This window comes from Nocardia sp. FBN12 (assembly GCF_054031145.1).
The window spans coordinates 6,233,687-6,247,922 of sequence record NZ_CM132926.1; the positions used below are offsets into that span (position 1 = coordinate 6,233,687).

Annotated in this window: 15 protein-coding genes and 2 tRNA genes; 7 read left to right on the forward strand and 10 right to left on the reverse strand. The window is 67.5% G+C overall.

All coding sequences use genetic code 11. The annotated features are described in order from the left end of the window. Nucleotides 1-25: 25 nt before the first annotated feature. Nucleotides 26-880, forward strand: coding sequence for an NAD(P)H-binding protein (locus tag ACWZHB_RS29380; protein ID WP_427904998.1), 855 nt, complete (start codon nucleotides 26-28; stop codon nucleotides 878-880). Here the strand turns inward: ACWZHB_RS29380 and ACWZHB_RS29385 are convergent, their stop codons facing one another. The 4 genes from ACWZHB_RS29385 to hisC all read right to left on the reverse strand — a co-directional run bounded on the left by ACWZHB_RS29385 (nucleotide 881) and on the right by hisC (nucleotide 4,834). Then, the gene (locus ACWZHB_RS29385) at nucleotides 881-1,249 is read right to left on the reverse strand and encodes a nuclear transport factor 2 family protein (protein WP_427904999.1); all 369 of its coding nucleotides are present in this window, start codon (nucleotides 1,247-1,249) and stop codon (nucleotides 881-883) included. 157 nt (nucleotides 1,250-1,406) lie between these two features. After that, nucleotides 1,407-2,192, reverse strand: a complete 786-nt coding sequence (locus ACWZHB_RS29390) for a DUF2382 domain-containing protein (RefSeq protein ID WP_427905000.1) — start codon at nucleotides 2,190-2,192, stop codon at nucleotides 1,407-1,409. A 173-nt stretch (nucleotides 2,193-2,365) separates the two neighbouring features. Then, entirely contained in the window at nucleotides 2,366-3,430 is a 1,065-nt protein-coding gene (locus ACWZHB_RS29395) for a nitric oxide synthase oxygenase (RefSeq protein ID WP_427909346.1), read from the reverse strand. A 327-nt stretch (nucleotides 3,431-3,757) separates the two neighbouring features. Continuing rightward, nucleotides 3,758-4,834 (reverse strand): histidinol-phosphate transaminase, encoded by a 1,077-nt coding sequence (gene hisC, locus ACWZHB_RS29400; protein ID WP_427905001.1) that lies wholly within the window; start codon nucleotides 4,832-4,834, stop codon nucleotides 3,758-3,760. Between the two features lie 89 nt (nucleotides 4,835-4,923). Here hisC and ACWZHB_RS29405 point away from each other — a divergent pair, with 89 nt between their 5' ends. From ACWZHB_RS29405 to ACWZHB_RS29415, 3 genes are all read left to right on the forward strand, one after another. Continuing rightward, nucleotides 4,924-5,640, forward strand: coding sequence for a dienelactone hydrolase family protein (locus tag ACWZHB_RS29405; protein WP_427905002.1), 717 nt, complete (start codon nucleotides 4,924-4,926; stop codon nucleotides 5,638-5,640). Nucleotides 5,641-5,733: 93 nt separating this feature from the next. Next, nucleotides 5,734-5,823, forward strand: a tRNA-Ser gene (locus tag ACWZHB_RS29410). Between the two features lie 39 nt (nucleotides 5,824-5,862). Further along, nucleotides 5,863-5,935, forward strand: a tRNA-Arg gene (locus ACWZHB_RS29415). 56 nt (nucleotides 5,936-5,991) lie between these two features. Here ACWZHB_RS29415 and ACWZHB_RS29420 read toward each other — a convergent pair. Further along, the gene (locus ACWZHB_RS29420; RefSeq protein ID WP_427905003.1) at nucleotides 5,992-7,041 is read right to left on the reverse strand and encodes an isopenicillin N synthase family dioxygenase; all 1,050 of its coding nucleotides are present in this window, start codon (nucleotides 7,039-7,041) and stop codon (nucleotides 5,992-5,994) included. 145 nt (nucleotides 7,042-7,186) lie between these two features. On the opposite strand from ACWZHB_RS29420, the gene ACWZHB_RS29425 reads away from it, so the two are divergent. After that, nucleotides 7,187-8,365 carry a nitrate ABC transporter substrate-binding protein gene (locus ACWZHB_RS29425; protein WP_427905004.1) on the forward strand — a complete coding sequence of 393 codons (1,179 nt, stop codon included), beginning with the start codon at nucleotides 7,187-7,189 and terminating at the stop codon, nucleotides 8,363-8,365. A gap of 53 nt (nucleotides 8,366-8,418) precedes the next feature. Here the strand turns inward: ACWZHB_RS29425 and ACWZHB_RS29430 are convergent, their stop codons facing one another. Together ACWZHB_RS29430 and ACWZHB_RS29435 are read right to left on the reverse strand one after the other, a co-directional pair. Beyond that, nucleotides 8,419-9,144 (reverse strand): maleylpyruvate isomerase family mycothiol-dependent enzyme, encoded by a 726-nt coding sequence (locus ACWZHB_RS29430; protein ID WP_427905005.1) that lies wholly within the window; start codon nucleotides 9,142-9,144, stop codon nucleotides 8,419-8,421. A 144-nt stretch (nucleotides 9,145-9,288) separates the two neighbouring features. Next, nucleotides 9,289-9,684 (reverse strand): Rid family hydrolase, encoded by a 396-nt coding sequence (locus ACWZHB_RS29435; protein WP_427905006.1) that lies wholly within the window; start codon nucleotides 9,682-9,684, stop codon nucleotides 9,289-9,291. Between the two features lie 85 nt (nucleotides 9,685-9,769). Between ACWZHB_RS29435 and ACWZHB_RS29440 the strand changes: the two genes are divergently transcribed. Beyond that, entirely contained in the window at nucleotides 9,770-11,347 is a 1,578-nt protein-coding gene (locus tag ACWZHB_RS29440) for an esterase-like activity of phytase family protein (protein ID WP_427905007.1), read from the forward strand. Here the strand turns inward: ACWZHB_RS29440 and ACWZHB_RS29445 are convergent. Then, on the reverse strand, nucleotides 11,340-12,014 hold the full coding sequence (locus ACWZHB_RS29445; protein ID WP_427905008.1) for a DUF998 domain-containing protein: 675 nt from the start codon (nucleotides 12,012-12,014) through the stop codon (nucleotides 11,340-11,342). The two genes, ACWZHB_RS29440 and ACWZHB_RS29445, sit on opposite strands and share 8 nt — an antisense overlap. A gap of 149 nt (nucleotides 12,015-12,163) precedes the next feature. On the opposite strand from ACWZHB_RS29445, the gene ACWZHB_RS29450 reads away from it, so the two are divergent. Continuing rightward, entirely contained in the window at nucleotides 12,164-12,292 is a 129-nt protein-coding gene (locus ACWZHB_RS29450) for a hypothetical protein (RefSeq protein WP_427905009.1), read from the forward strand. 28 nt (nucleotides 12,293-12,320) lie between these two features. Here the strand turns inward: ACWZHB_RS29450 and ACWZHB_RS29455 are convergent, their stop codons facing one another. Then, nucleotides 12,321-12,749: a very short patch repair endonuclease gene (locus tag ACWZHB_RS29455; RefSeq protein WP_427905010.1), complete on the reverse strand. Its 429-nt coding sequence runs from the start codon at nucleotides 12,747-12,749 to the stop codon at nucleotides 12,321-12,323. Then, nucleotides 12,746-13,879: a DNA cytosine methyltransferase gene (locus ACWZHB_RS29460; RefSeq protein ID WP_427909347.1), complete on the reverse strand. Its 1,134-nt coding sequence runs from the start codon at nucleotides 13,877-13,879 to the stop codon at nucleotides 12,746-12,748. Before ACWZHB_RS29460 ends, ACWZHB_RS29455 begins: the two co-directional genes overlap by 4 nt. Between the last annotated feature and the right edge of the window lie 357 nt (nucleotides 13,880-14,236).

The following is a 14,236-nucleotide window of genomic DNA, read 5'->3' on the forward strand; positions in this document are numbered from 1 at the left end:
TAAGTCCCCTTCGTACGGTTGGCCCATGGTGGATATCAGCAGGGTTCTGGTGATCGGGGCGACCGGTCATGTCGGTGGTCAGGTCGTGACGCAGCTCGCGGCGGGCGGTAGGCAGGTGCGGGCGTTGGCTCGCGATCCGCGGGCGGCATCGCTACCGCCGGATGTCGAAGTGGTGCAGGGAGATCTGACCGTCCCCGAGACATTGGAGCGGGCACTGGACGGTGTCGACGCGGTCTATCTGACCTGGCCGATGCTGTCGGCGCAGATCGCGGAGTCGGTCGTTGCCCGCGTCGCCGAACACGCGCACCGGATCGTCCTGCTCTCGTCCGCCGCGGTCCGCGATGACCTGGGCGAACAAGACCACCCGATCGGCCGGGCACATGCCGTCATCGAACAGCCGATCACCGAGTCCGCGCTGGAATGGACCTTCCTCCGACCCGGTGGTTTCGCCACGAACACGGTCGAATGGGCACCGCAGATCCGCGCAGGCGACGTGGTGCGCGGCGCGTACGGATCCGCCTCGATGGCCCTGCTGCACGAGGCGGATATCGCCGCGGTCGCCGTGCGCGCGCTGACCACCGACGGGCACGCGGGGGCGCGTTATATCCTCACCGGGCCCGCGCCGCTGAGCCGCGTCGAACAGGTCGAAGCCATCGGCGCCGCGCTCGGGCGCCGCCTGGTCTGGGCGGAGATCAGCCCCGAAGCCGCTGTGGAGCACATGGATTGGCTCCCACCCGACATGGCCCGGGTGGTGCTGAGCGGGTTGGCCGGCCTCGTCGACGCACCCGGCACCGTGACCTCGACAGTGCACGAGGTCACCGGGTCACCGGCCCGCGACTATCGCCGATGGGCCGCCGACCACGTCGCCGACTTCGCCTGACTACCCTTCGTCCCACGCCTGGATCGACGTCTGGTCGACGATGCGGCCGTCGCGCAGATCGGCCATCGAGTGGGAAAGGACCCGGGTGCCGTCGGGGTAGCGGCAGGATTCCACGAAGGCGATGTGGTCGCCGTCGATCAGGACACTGTCGAGGGAGTGGGTCATCTCCCTGGCGCAGACATCGTCGAACATGGCACTGATCGCCGAGCGGCCGTGCATCACCCGGGGATGACTCGGTTGGTCGCGGTGATCGACCATGCGTATCTCGGCATCGTCGTTGTAGAGCGACAGCAGTGTTGCGGCATCGCGGCTTTCGATGCCACGGCGCAGTGCGTCGGCATCGAATCCCGAACTGGATGCGGTGCTCATCGGGGGCTCCCTCGCTCGTCGAAACGAGCCGGACCAGGGCGATTCGGCCCGTATCGAGAACCCTACGCTCGCCGATGGGCGTGCGTAACCCGTCGGACCTCCAGCCGCCCACCGGGCTGGTGGGCGGCTGGTTCGACTGATCGAATGTCGCGCGCGGTTATGGCGCCTTGGGGCGGCGGTCGTCGACGCCCTCGGTTTCCACGCGTTCCTTGCGGACGGTCTCGGAGACTGTCTTCTCGTCGGCGACCTCATCGACCGCCAGCCGGACCCGTTCCACCGGGACGGTTTCCTTCTGGACGTGCACCTGGTCGGCGTGCAGGGTGACCTCGCGGTCCTCCTCGCCGATGGTCGTGCGCCCGCTGCGGTCGGTGATCGGCTCGCGTTCGACGTGCACTTCCTCGTGCGTCACGGGCACCTTGATCGTCTGCTCCTCGCTGACCACGGACTTGTGCAGCCGTGCGGTGCCGACTTCCTCGCTCTCGGTGTCGACGCGCAACTGCTCCTCCGAGCGCACCATCGAGTCGTCGCTATGGCGCGCGGGTGCCGCCTGCGGGGCGGCGTAGCCCGGCGTCATCGGAGTGTCGGTTCCGGGTCGAATGTTCGGGCGCCCCTGGGCATTCCAGCCGGGCGACCGGGGATCGACGTGATAGTGCCGGAACAGTTCCTGCTCGGATTCCGCGCTGATCCGGGAGCCGTCGTGGTACGGCGCCGTCTTCACCAGTTCCTTGTCCACGTGCAGTTGCAACGAGTCGTCGCCGGCCTGTTGCTGGGCGCCGGCCAGCGGAACCAGCGAGTCGTGGCTGAAGAAGCCGGTCGACACGGCGGCCCAGGTCGGCGAACCGGTCTGGTTGTCGAGGTAGATCTGCTTGATCTTGCCGATCTTGTCGCCGCGCTCGTCATAGGCGGTGGCGCCGATCAGCGATTCCAGGGTTGATTTGGTCATGATGATTCCCTCCTACCTGGTGCGGAGGCCGATCGAGCGAGATGTGCGGCCCGTCGTCGGCTCCGCTGGGTTGTTGGGTGATCAGTCGTCGGTCCGTAGCGCCCGGCACAGCCCGGCGTAGCTACATGACAGCAAATACCCGGTCCGAAACAAGTCAAACAGCCCGCCGTCGATCAGTCGCGACGGACGAAATTGGGTCGAATATCCAGGTCGGGCGCATCGTAGTAGCGGTGGAAGGTCGGTGTCAGCCCGGACGAGATGGGTGGATTGACCCAGCTCCAATCGGTCGGGCAGGCCCGTCCGGCGGCCTCCTCGCGCTGGACGTGATCGCAGAACTGCTTGGCCACGGTGTGATGGTCGACCATGTGCACACCCGCCGTTCGAAAGCTGTGTAGCACAGCGTGATTGAGCTCGATCAGGGCCTTGTCCCGCCACAGTGTCCGCACCGATGACGTGTCGAGTCCCATCATGTCGGCGATCAGCGGCAGCATGTTGTAGCGATCGGTGTCGCTGAGATTGCGCGCGCCGATCTCGGTGCCGACGTACCAGCCGTTGAAGGGCGCGAAGGGGTAGCAAACCCCGCCCACGTCCAGATCCATGTTCGAAACAGCGGGCAGCGCATGCCATTTCAGGCCGAGCGCGGCGAACCACGGGTAGTCGGGATGGATCAGGTCGACCTCGCGGACCAGCTCGCGCGGCACGTCGAAGAACTGCACGTCCTCGGTGGGCGTGCTGATCAGCACCGGGAGCACGTCGAACGGTGTTCGCGCCCCGCGCCAGCCCAGCTCCAGCGCCTGCTCGGTGGCCGCGATATTGGCCGGATCGCCGGTGACGGTGCCGTCGCCGTTGCGGTAGCCGGCGTAGCGGATCAGCTGCGAACTCTCGATCCGGTACTCGCCGCCACCGGGTCCGCGCGCCGGGCCGACCGTGATCATCGACTGAATCGCGCCGCCGTTGGTGGCCAGGCGCAGATGCTGCCAGCACACCTCGGAAAGTTCCCGCGCAGAAGTAACTCGGCGGGCGTCGAGCAGCTTCAGCGATCGCCAATGTTTGCGGCCGACGCAGCGAGCATGGTTGCGCCACGCCAGTTTCGCGCCGATCAGAATCTCCTCGGCGGTCTGGCGATAGGTGCCGGTATCGCGCAATTCGGCGAGCGCGCCGAGGCGACGCTGCACCGGCAGGTGCCCGAGTTCGGGGTAGCGGAAGAACTCGTCGCACTCGCGTAAACGTCGGTCCAGATCGAGTGCGGACGGCCGGGCTACCTCGATGTCAGCCGCCGAAGTGATTGCGGGGGTGGATTTTTCGCAGACGGCGGGGCGAGAGCCTTGGTTCACGATACATCTCCGGTCGGGCAGCGGGGTGCGGGGCCGTGCGGGCGCACCCGGGATGCGGGACGATTGCCCGCCGAGAACGCACTCACTCGACCGGTGACGCGCGCCGACCGGGTAATCGGTCGACCCGACATCAGCTTCGAGCCAGCCTACGACCGGTGTGCTGGCAGTGTGCTCGAATTCGCGGTAATCCCATGGCAACCCCACGTCAAGGGAGGCTGACGGTGCGCCCAGCTAACGGAATCGGGCCGCCGTTTCGGGTGCCGTGGCGAAGCCGAGGAACTGCTCGTTCTCGTGCGGATCACCGACCGTCACCCGCACGCCGTCGCCCGCGAACGGCCGAACCAGCACGCCAGCAACGGCACTCGCCTCGGCGAACTCGATACTGCGCTCGCCCAACGGCAACCACACGAAATTGGCCTCGCTCGACGGCACCTCGTAGCCCGCGGCCAGCAGTGCGTCGCGCATCCGATCCCGTTGCGCCACCAGCACATCGGTGCGATCGAGCAGTTCGCCGCGCGCCTGCAGCGAGGCGATGGCGGCGGCTTGGGCGACCCGGTTCACGCTGAACGGGATGTGCACCTTCAGCAGTGCGGCGATCACGTCGGGATCGCCCACCGCGTAGCCGACGCGCAATCCGGCCAGGCCATACGCCTTCGAGAAGGTGCGCAGCACAACCACATTCGGCCTCGTGCGCCCGAGCTCGACGCCGTCGGGGCAAGTCTCGGGAGTCAGCCGCATGTACTCGTAGTAGGCCTCGTCGAGCACGACGAGTACCCGCGCGGGCACGCGATCGAGGAACCGTTCCAGCTCGGCGCGCCCGTGCGCGGTGCTGCTCGGGTTGTTGGGGTTGCAGACGAAGATCAGCTTGGTGCGCTCGGTGACCGCGTCGGCCATCGCCTCCAGATCGTGCAGGTGATCCGCGGTCAGCGGCACTGTCACCGCGGTGGCATTGCCGACCTGGGTGACGATCGGATACGCCTCGAACGAGCGCCAGGCGAACACCACTTCGTCGGTGGGAGCGTCGCAGGTGATCTGCACGAGTTCCTGGCACAGCGCCACGCTGCCGCAGCCGACCGCGACATTCGCGACGGTGACGCCGAGGAACTCGGCCAGCGCGGTCCGCAGCTCGCTGACCTGATTGTCCGGATAGCGGTTGGCCTGCTCCGCGGATTCCGCGATCGCCTTGGCCGCGCTCGGCAACGGACCGAAGGTTGTCTCGTTGGACGCGAGCTTCACCGCACCGGGGTGGTTACGGCCGGGAACGTAGGCCGGGATGCTGGCGAGGTCGGGGCGGATATGCGCGGTCACGCCTCCACCCTACGATGATCGGCCGTCGTGACATGCGGCGCGGCCTGCTAGGCCTACCCAAGTCCAGTTCTGCCGCCTACGCTGGGTTTATGTCGGGCACTTATGATGATGTCGCCCCCTTGCGTTCGACGGATGCCGACACGGACGTAGCCGTGCGACGCACTGCCGTGCCCATCACGGTGGTCGAGCCCGAACGGGTGGCTCGCGGCGGCATCGTTGTCCTGCACGAATCCCGCGATTTCTCGCCCCAGCTGCTCGACCTGATGCGGGCGCTGTCGCTCGAGGGCTGGATCGTGATCGCGCCGCACCTGTTCGACCGCATCGCCGACGCGCAGGTCCACGAGGTGTTCGGCGACGAACTCTTCGACGACTTCGACGCCGGTTTCGACTGGCTCACCGCCCGCGGCGTCTTCCCCGACACCATCGGCGTCCTCGGCTTCGACAGCGCCGGCACCGCCGCCTTCCTCGTCGCGGCTACCCGCCCGATCGGCGCCGCGGTGAGCGTGTCCGCCCCCGGCATCACCGACCCACTGCCCGACCAGAACGCCGCCCTGGTCGACGTCGCCGCCGACCTCCAAGCTCCCTGGCTCGGCCTCTTCGGCGCCGACGACCCGGCCACCCCGCCCGAGGCGGTCGAGCGCCTGCGCGAGGCCACGGCGAAGGCGAATGTGGCCAGTCTCACCATCACCTATCCCGGCCTGAGCCACCGCGCCGACCGCCCCGACCCCGACGACGATGCGGCAGCGGCTATTCGCATCGACTCCCAGACCCGTATCTACGACTGGTTCGACAGCAACTTACGCTGATTGACCAGGCGTTTTGGACTACTACCCACGCTCGTGTAATCTTCATTCCCGGCGGTTCGACAAGGACCGGTGCCCTCGAAAGAGAAGGCTCCAGGAGGCGTGCCAGAGCGGCCGAATGGGACTCACTGCTAATGAGTTGTCCCTTCACGGGGACCGGAGGTTCAAATCCTCTCGCCTCCGCCACACCCAGTTCGCTGGGTACAACTGAAGATGCACGACCATGCGCCCGTAGCTCAACGGATAGAGCACTTGACTACGGATCAAGAGGTTAGGGGTTCGAATCCCTTCGGGCGCACCGAGATCGACCCCGTATCAGGTGATACGGGGTCGATTTTTGTGTGTCGGGTCGGGTCATTCCGGGTTGGTCGATGCCAGGACTCTGGCGGTTTCGCGGGCGGTCGGGGGTGGGGTGGCTATGCCTTTGAGGCCGGCGACCTTCGCGTTGATGTTGTCGGCGACGGTGATCGGGGGGTAGCCCTGTTCGCCGGGGGCGAGGGTGCCGGGGAGGGGTTGTATCACGGCGTCGTGGTTGCCGTCGAAGAAGAAGGCGGCTGAGCGGCGGCGGCGGATGTGGCCGTCGACGATCGGTGGGTCGACGCGGTGGAGGGTGGACATCCAGCGGTCGTTGGTCCAGCGGGCCATCGCGTCGCCGAGGTTGATGAGCAGGGCGCCTTCGGCGGGCTGCACATCGTGCCAGTGGCCGTCTTTGTCGAGCACTTGCAAGCCGGGGACGCGGTCGGCCCACAGGATGGTCAGGATGCCGAAGTCGGTGTGCGCGCCCATGCCGGTCATGTCGCCGTCGAGGCGCAGTTCGCCCTCGGGTAGGGCGTAGTTGTTCATCTTCAGCGCGTCGATGGAATGGTCGGTGAGCGAGTCGAAGTAGTCGGCGGGCAGGTGCAGGGCTGTGGTGAAGGCGCGCAGCAGGATTCGGGACAGCCGCTGTGCGTGGGCGAAGTAGGTCTCGATCGCCGGACGGAAGCGCACGGCGGCATCGGGCCAGTTGTTCGCGGCATAGGACGAGGCGGGCAGGTCGAGGCCGGGAAAGTCGGCGGACTGGGTGCCGACGATGAAGGCCTCGTAGAAGTCGTTCATCTGATTGGCCGCGGGGAGGCCGAGACTCAGACTCAGCGATTCCGAACGTGGCGGCGAGTAGCCACGGTTCTCCGAGGTCGATCGGCGGTAGCGCTTCTTGATCACCAGCGGCAGCGCGAAGAACTCGTCGAGCGCGGCGGTGAGTCCGGTGATCACCTCGCCGGGGATGGCGTGGCCGACGATCTGCATGAAGCCGACCTCGCGGCAGGCGGTGTCGATCTCGGCGGCGACGGCGGTGCGCGCGGCCTCGTCGGAGTCGGTCAGGAACGGCGTGATGTCGATGGTGGGGACGGTGAACGTGGGCGTCATCTCTTCACGGTCCATTGCATGTATTGCCCCCGCATCACGGAATCGAAGTAAGAACAGACATGTAGTGAACACGTAACGGCCACGAAACCGGTGGGACGTTGCATGTAGACGTCGCGCAGAACGCCGCGACGGCGAGGAGATCGACATGCACAACCACCGACACCGCAGGCGCGCCGCTACTTCGGGAGCAGTGCTGTTGGCGGCACTACTCGCCGTGGCGGGTTGCGGCTCCGATACCGCGGACCAGGGTGGCGCGGCCGTCGCGCTCGAACCCGCGGCTCCCGCACAGACCTTGCGCGGCGTGTGCCCGGATACGGTCACCATCCAGCTGCAATGGCAGCCGCAGTCCGACCAGGGTGGGTTGTTCCAGCTGCTCGGGCCCGGCTACCGCGTGGACGAGGAGACCAAGTCGGTCGAGGGGCCGCTGGTCGCGGGCGGTAAGGACACCGGTGTGCGGCTGCAGCTGCGAGCGGGTGGGCCCGCGATCGGGTTCCAGTCCGTCCCGTCGCGCATGTATGTCGACGACACGGTCACTCTCGGCGTGGTGCACGGTGAACAGGTGATCGCGGCGAGTGCCGCCAAGTCGGTCGTCGCGGTCACGCCGTTGCTGAAATACAGTCCCTCCATTCTGATGTGGGATCCGGTGAGCCATCCGGACTGGCGTTCGATCGCCGATATCGGCCGCTCCAATTCGCCCGTTGTGGTGTCGAAGGAGCAGATCTTCCCGCAGTGGCTGGTGGCCAAGGGGCTGTTGAAGCAGTCGCAGATCGATACCGGATACGACGGCGCCCCAGCTCGTTTCGTCGCCGACCCCACAATCGCCCAGCAGGGCTTCGCCAGCGCGGAACCGTATGTCTACGAGCACGAGGCCCGCGCCTGGAACAAGCCGGTCGCCTACGACCTGATCAAGAACGCCGGCTTCGACACCTACGCCTCGAATCTCACCGCGCGCGCCGACAAGCTCGACGGACTGGCGTCGTGCCTGGCCAAGTTGGTGCCGATCGTGCAGCAGTCCGGCGCTGACTTCGCCGCAGCACCGGCCGACACCAATGCCAAGGTCGTCGACATCGTTTCCCGCACACCGGCATTCACCCCCTACCCCGCGGGTGAGGCGGAGTTCGCCTCGAAGCAGCTCGTCGAGCTCGGCCTGTTGGCCAATGAGGCCGACGGCTCCTTCGGCACCTACGAGCAGGCTCGCGCCCAGCGCAACCTGGACGACCTGAGGCCGATCCTGGTCGCGGGCGGTGCGGCGATCCCGCCCGCGCTGACCGCGGGCGATATCTTCACCAACCGCTTCACCGATCCGAAAATCAGCATTCGCTGACCGTCTGGAGCCTCCGAACTGTGCTGGGTCGGAGGTTCTTTCGTCGCAGTGGGCTACTTCCAGGCCGGTAGCGGCGGGAGAGGGCCGGTGAGGTCGCTACCGGAGGTGCGGCCGACGAGCCATCCCAACAGGGCCCAGGCGGGGCCGAGGATGGTGTGGTGGGGGCGGCCAGGGCCGACGGTGGCGATGAAATCGGTGTCGGTGGACTGGATGTCGAAGGTGGGGGTGGCTTCGGGGCGGAGTTTGGCGGAGAGGTCGGTGATGGTTTCGGGGAGCAGCCGGGCGACGAAGGGCGCGGGCCAGTCGGCGGGGGTGTAGCCGATGCCGAGGTCCACGTGGTGGATTTCGGTCTCGCGCAGGCGCATCCAGGGGATGTGATCGGCGGTGACGGTGCCGCCCTGGCGGTTGCGGACCTCGGCCTGCCAGTCGGCGGCGGGCATGGTGGTGGCGACGGCCTGCCAGCGGTGTGCCGTGGCGGTGAAGTCGGCGTGCTGCACGGTGAGCGGGCGGGGCGCGCCGGCCTCGATATCGGCATCGCGGACTTCGACGCTCGGATACTGCGGCATCTCGATGCCGGTGCGTGCCCACAGCAGCAGGTTCAGCAGGCTGTCGGCGTTGCGCGACAGGTGGGCCAGCACGTGACCGCGGGTCCATCCCGGTAACAGGGATGGTTCGGTCAAGGCAGCGTCGGTGAGCGTGCCGATCGCGGTATCGACGCGCGCGGTGGAGGCGGCGACCTGATCGAGCAGGTCGGTGGGGGTTGCCGTTTCGCTGGTCACGGATTCGAGAGTAGTGCTCCGCCGCCGGCGCACAGGCGAGAACGACGGCGTCGACATTGCCCTGTGGATAACTCTGAGCCTGTGGATAACTGGGCATAAATCGACTGTCGACGCCGGCGCGCCTCCGTCTGGCCGTGTGACGATTCAGTCGGCGATGATCGCGTCTGCCTCGATCTCCACCAGCAGATCAGCGGCGATCAACGCGGTGACCTCGTACATCGAGGCCGCGGGGCGGATCGTGCCGAATACCTCGGCGTGAGCAGCCGCGACCTCGGGCCAGCGGGCGATATCGGTGACGAACATGCGCGTGCGAACCACATCGCGCAGGCTCGCACCGGCTTGTTCGAGCGCAGTGGCGATGCGAGCCAAGACCTCCCTGGTCTGGGCGCCGATGTCGTCGCCGCCGACAGCACCGCCGCCGGTGACAGCCGCGGTGGTGCCACTGACGACGACCTGGTTGCCGACCCGCACCGCCCGCGAATACCCGACGACATCTTCGAAATCGGAGGCTGAGGAAATGTTCACCCGAGTTGTGGTCATGATTGCCAGAATGGTCCACCGAGCGATGGAGGACAATTCATTTGCCGGTCGTCTCGTAGTCGGGTCGCGGCGGTATGCATGGCAGGTGAACGCACGTCCAGGTCTACGCCTCTTTCCGCTCACCGCCGCGCTGTGCGCTGCCGCCGTTGTGGCGGGCTGCTCGCCGGATCCCGATGCCGGCTTCGCCGCGGGCAAGGACACGCCGCTGGTGATCTCGCTCGACGATCTGGTCGCCAAGGCGGGTACCAGCGCGGTGCTCGGGGTCAGCCTCGAGCCCGAGCACGGCAATGTCACCCGGCGCGCCGACGGTGCCTACGTCTACACCCCGAGCGCCGGGTACACCGGTCTCGACCAGTTCACCGTGACCACCACCGACGCGGTTCGCCTCTACACCACCGACATTCCGGTGCTCGGCGAGTTCGGTGGCACCACGGTGCAGGGCAGTGGATTCGGCTCGGCCTGGACCTCGGTGCCCGGCAGCACCGACGAGTTCTACGGACTCACCGACCGCGGCCCGAACGTCGACGGGCCGGCCAAGAATGAAAAGCTCTCGCCGACACCGAGTTTCGTGCCCAAAATCGGCCGGTTCAAGTTGGTCGACAACCAGGCCGTGCTGCAGTCGAGCATCGAGCTGCGCAGTAAGTCGGGCGCACCGTTCAACGGCCAGGTCGACATCTCGGCCAGCACCGGCGAGACCATCAAGGACCTGCAGGGCAATGTCCTCCCGCCCACCGATCACGGCCTCGATCCCGAGGGCCTGGTGGCACTGCCCGACGGCACCTTCTGGGTCTCCGACGAATACGGCCCGTTCCTGGTGCATTTCGACGCCAACGGCACCGAGATCGAGCGGCTCGCGCCCGGCAGCGGCCTGCCGAAGGAGATCGCGCTGCGCACCCCCAACCAGGGCATGGAGGGGCTGACCATCACCCCGGACGGCAGCACCCTGGTCGGCATGGTCCAGAGCGCGCTCAACACCCCCGGCCTGAGCGGCTCGGCCAAGGAGGTGCCGTTCGCGCGCATCGTGACCGTCGACCTGAAGACCAAGGCTCAGAAGGAATTCCTGTACCCGCTGGAGAACCCGAAGCAATCCAAAGTCGCGGTCTCGGAGATCACCGCGCTGAGCGCCACGACCTTCCTGGTCGACGAGCGAGACGGCAACCTCGCGCCCAAGTCGGACAAGAAGATCTGGACCATCGACATCGCGGGCGCGACCGATGTCGGCCCGCAGTCAGCGGTGCCCGGCGCGACCTATGACGCCGAGAAGGGCGGCCTGCTGATCGACGGTAAGCCGCTGGAGACGCTGATCGGGGTCACCCCGACCGCCGACGCTGTCGCCACGCTGACCAAGGCGGGCGTCACCCCGGTTGCGAAGAAGAGCAATCTCGACCTGTCCGCGCTGGTCGCCGCGCTCGACGAGAAGGGCCGCTTCTTCGGCCACGACAAGATCGAAGGCATCGCCACCCTCGATGGCGGCAAGACCATCTACATCGCCAACGACAGCGACTTCGGTCTGGCCGCCAGTCAGGGCGAGCAGCCGCCGTTCGGCCTGAAGCCCAAGACGCTGCCCAACGGCGTGCAAGACACCGGTGAGGTGCTCGCGGTCGACACCACCAAGCTGCCCGCGAAGCTCGACGGCTACACGGTGAAGATCACCGTCAAGTAGTCCACTCGCGTCCCTCGATGAGCACCGCGGTGGCCAGGGCGAGCATCCACAGCGACATGGCGCCGACCTGGATGCGCTGGGCGACGCCGAGTGCGTAGGAGCCGGAGAGGTTGTCGGCGACCATCATCCAGATGGTCGCCGCCGACCCGACGACAAGAACGGCGACGCCGAACTCGCGCAGGATCCGCCAGCGGTGGTAGCGGAAGGCGGCGGCACTGAAGGCGAATGCCGCCACCGCGATCGAGGTGACGGCCAGTGTGCTCGTCAGCGCGTGTGGTTGGTGTAGCTGGGGGAACAGTCCGCCGCCGCACGCGTCGGAGCCAGGGGCGCAATCGCTCAGTGGGAAGAGCGTGTCGGCGATCGTGGCCGCGCCGAAGCACAGCAGGGCGATCCAGCCGATCGTGGTCAGCCGACGGCGCCGGAAAACCACCAGTCCGCCCAGGGCCGCCGGAATCAGCAACAGGCCGACGAGCTTGTCGGCGGTGCCGAACACCGCGCGGTAGGGCTTGCCCTCGGCGTCGAGTTCGCTGAGGAAATCGTTGACCGGGTCGGTGTCGACCGGCAGCGCGAATTCCAGCAGCCAGGACGAATAACACAGGCCGGCGATGGCGATCGCGAGGGCGATCAGCACCGAGTAGCCCCGGGTGTGCCGTGCGAATTCGGTCACACCGACCATTGTGCGTGTCGGTCACGACCGGCCGGATCAGGCGCGTCGAGAGCGCGGACGTGGTTTCATCACATCAGACGCACAGGCACACACAGGTTGCTGTCAGGTTCGCCGTGCAGGGTGGTTGGTAATCAACGGAGAGGTCCTCGATGAGCTACGTGATCGCGCTGGCAAGTTTCGCCACGATCCTCGCGCTGGCCGTGTCCGGCTTCGTCGCGGCGGATGCGTCGCGCGCACGGGTGCGGGTTCGCGCCGAGCACGCTCCGCGCCGTCGCTGAACAAGCGCCGTAGCTGAACAACCACAGATCAACTGGGTTTGGCGCGCGCCACCAGCGCCGTGATCTGCTCGGCCGCCGCGTGCGGATCCTCGTGCTCCCACACCCGAACTACCTGCCAGCCCGCCGCCGTCAACGCCGCGTCGGTAGCCCGATCGCGGGCCACATTGGCTGCCAGCTTCTCGGCCCACCACTGCGCGTTGTTCTTCGGATCGGTCGCGTGATCAGGGCATCGATGCCAGAAACAACCGTCGACGTAGACGGCGATGCGCAGCCGCGGAAACACCACATCCGCGCGTCGGCGCTGGCCTTTGATGGGCGGTCGATCGACGAAATAGCGCAGGCCCGCGCGGTGTAGTTCGCGGCGAAGGGCCAGCTCGGGATTGGTGTTCACGCGTCGCTGTTTGGACATCCGCGCGCTCGTCGCCGAGTCGGTCACGAGCCTGCCCGCCGCGCTCATGCCGCCCAGCCGCCCATTCGGTCGAGGTGGTCGCGCACGTCGTCGAGGAATCCGGGCGGGAAGCGCAGGTTTCCCATCTCGGTGCGACGCAGGAACCCGGCCGTCGCGCGCGGGGAGAGCAGGCGAGGTTCGGTGAGGAAGTTCTTCAGGTCCTCGTAGGGTTCGTGGACCGGCCAGGTCGACAGGGGAACGCGGTGCACCACGCCGGCGTGACCCCACGCGGCGCTCGGCCACGGTTGGCCTGCGGCGATCGGCTCGCCCAGGGTGAGCGGGTCCGAGGGCGCGGCCAAGCGTTCGCCGACCCAGTTCGCCATCCGGACACTCACCGCGTTGCCCACCAGTTTCCATCGATGACCGTGGCGCACGCCCGCGACATCGAGGGCGGGGGCGGTCCAGTCGGCGTCAAACCCCTGTAATCGCTCACCGTCGACGATGCCCGGCGTCACGATCTCGCCTGCGGGCAGCCGCACCGCGGGCGGACTGGCGATGCCGAGACCGGAACCACCCTTGAGGGTCGGCACCGCGTTCACCGCCCAGCCGAGCCCGCGCACGCCCTCGGTCCAGTAGAAGCCGCAGGGGTCGCGGTCCGGGTCGCCGTAGTCGAGGGGACCGGCGTCGTCGCCGAACAGCACCGGGCGGGGGTCCTCCGTGCGCGAAGCCAGCATCAGCACGCGCTGCCGCCGCTGCGGCAAGCCGAAGGCGCGCCCGTCGACCACGCGGTACGCCCAGCTGTAGCCGAGTTCCTCCAGCGCGGCGGTGATGTGGCGCATGGCCGCACCGCGGCCGAGCTGCAGCATGAACGGAACGTTCTCGATCAACAACCATCGCGGCCCACGCTGCCTGCGAACCAGCCGGAACACCTCGTCCACCAGGCCCGATCGACGGCCGGTGATGCCCGCGGTGCGCCCGGCCTGTGAGAGGTCCTGGCAGGGAAAACCGGCCGCGACCAGCTCGGTGCCCGAGGGGAGCGACCGCAAGCGGGTGATGTCGCCGTGCAGGTCGGTGTCGGGGAATCGGGCCGCGAGCACGCCCTGAGCGCCGGGGTCGATCTCGCACAGCAACTCCGAAGACCAACCATGCCTGCTCAGACCGAGTTCGAGCCCGCCGATCCCGGCGAACAACCCGACCATCCGCATGAAGGACCCCTGTGTCTTTGGAGCGCCGACGCGCTCGAGTTCGCGGCCCTGATCGGCCCGCTGCTCAGCGCTGTCGATAGCTCACGCCTGCGCCGCATTGTATCGGGCGGTCGAACCGCGGCCAGGCCGCGAGTCCGGCCGATATCGGGGCCGCTCCGGTGGTGGGGCGCGCGGGTGCGACAGGGCGCGGCGCAAGGCCGATCGAGCGGACCTGCCTGTCCGAGCCGATGGTGGCCGGGCGGCTTCGTGGCCGGAAAATCGGTGGCCGGGGGTGGGGGTGCTCTGGGACTCTTGATGGGCCGAACTTGTCGGACCCTGGTGCGAACATCACCGTGCGTCCGTTTCCGGAAA

Excerpts from the sequence above, each read along its gene's own strand:
- ACWZHB_RS29380 (WP_427904998.1), top strand. The coding sequence starts at position 26 with ATGGTGGATATCAGCAGGGTTCTGGTGATCGGGGCGACCGGTCATGTC.
- ACWZHB_RS29385 (WP_427904999.1), bottom strand. The coding sequence starts at position 1,249 with ATGAGCACCGCATCCAGTTCGGGATTCGATGCCGACGCACTGCGCCGT.
- ACWZHB_RS29390 (WP_427905000.1), bottom strand. The coding sequence starts at position 2,192 with ATGACCAAATCAACCCTGGAATCGCTGATCGGCGCCACCGCCTATGAC.
- ACWZHB_RS29405 (WP_427905002.1), top strand. The coding sequence starts at position 4,924 with ATGTCGGGCACTTATGATGATGTCGCCCCCTTGCGTTCGACGGATGCC.
- ACWZHB_RS29420 (WP_427905003.1), bottom strand. The coding sequence starts at position 7,041 with ATGACGCCCACGTTCACCGTCCCCACCATCGACATCACGCCGTTCCTG.
- ACWZHB_RS29425 (WP_427905004.1), top strand. The coding sequence starts at position 7,187 with ATGCACAACCACCGACACCGCAGGCGCGCCGCTACTTCGGGAGCAGTG.
- ACWZHB_RS29435 (WP_427905006.1), bottom strand. The coding sequence starts at position 9,684 with ATGACCACAACTCGGGTGAACATTTCCTCAGCCTCCGATTTCGAAGAT.
- ACWZHB_RS29450 (WP_427905009.1), top strand. The coding sequence starts at position 12,164 with ATGAGCTACGTGATCGCGCTGGCAAGTTTCGCCACGATCCTCGCGCTG.
- ACWZHB_RS29455 (WP_427905010.1), bottom strand. The coding sequence starts at position 12,749 with ATGAGCGCGGCGGGCAGGCTCGTGACCGACTCGGCGACGAGCGCGCGG.
- ACWZHB_RS29460 (WP_427909347.1), bottom strand. The coding sequence starts at position 13,879 with ATGGTCGGGTTGTTCGCCGGGATCGGCGGGCTCGAACTCGGTCTGAGC.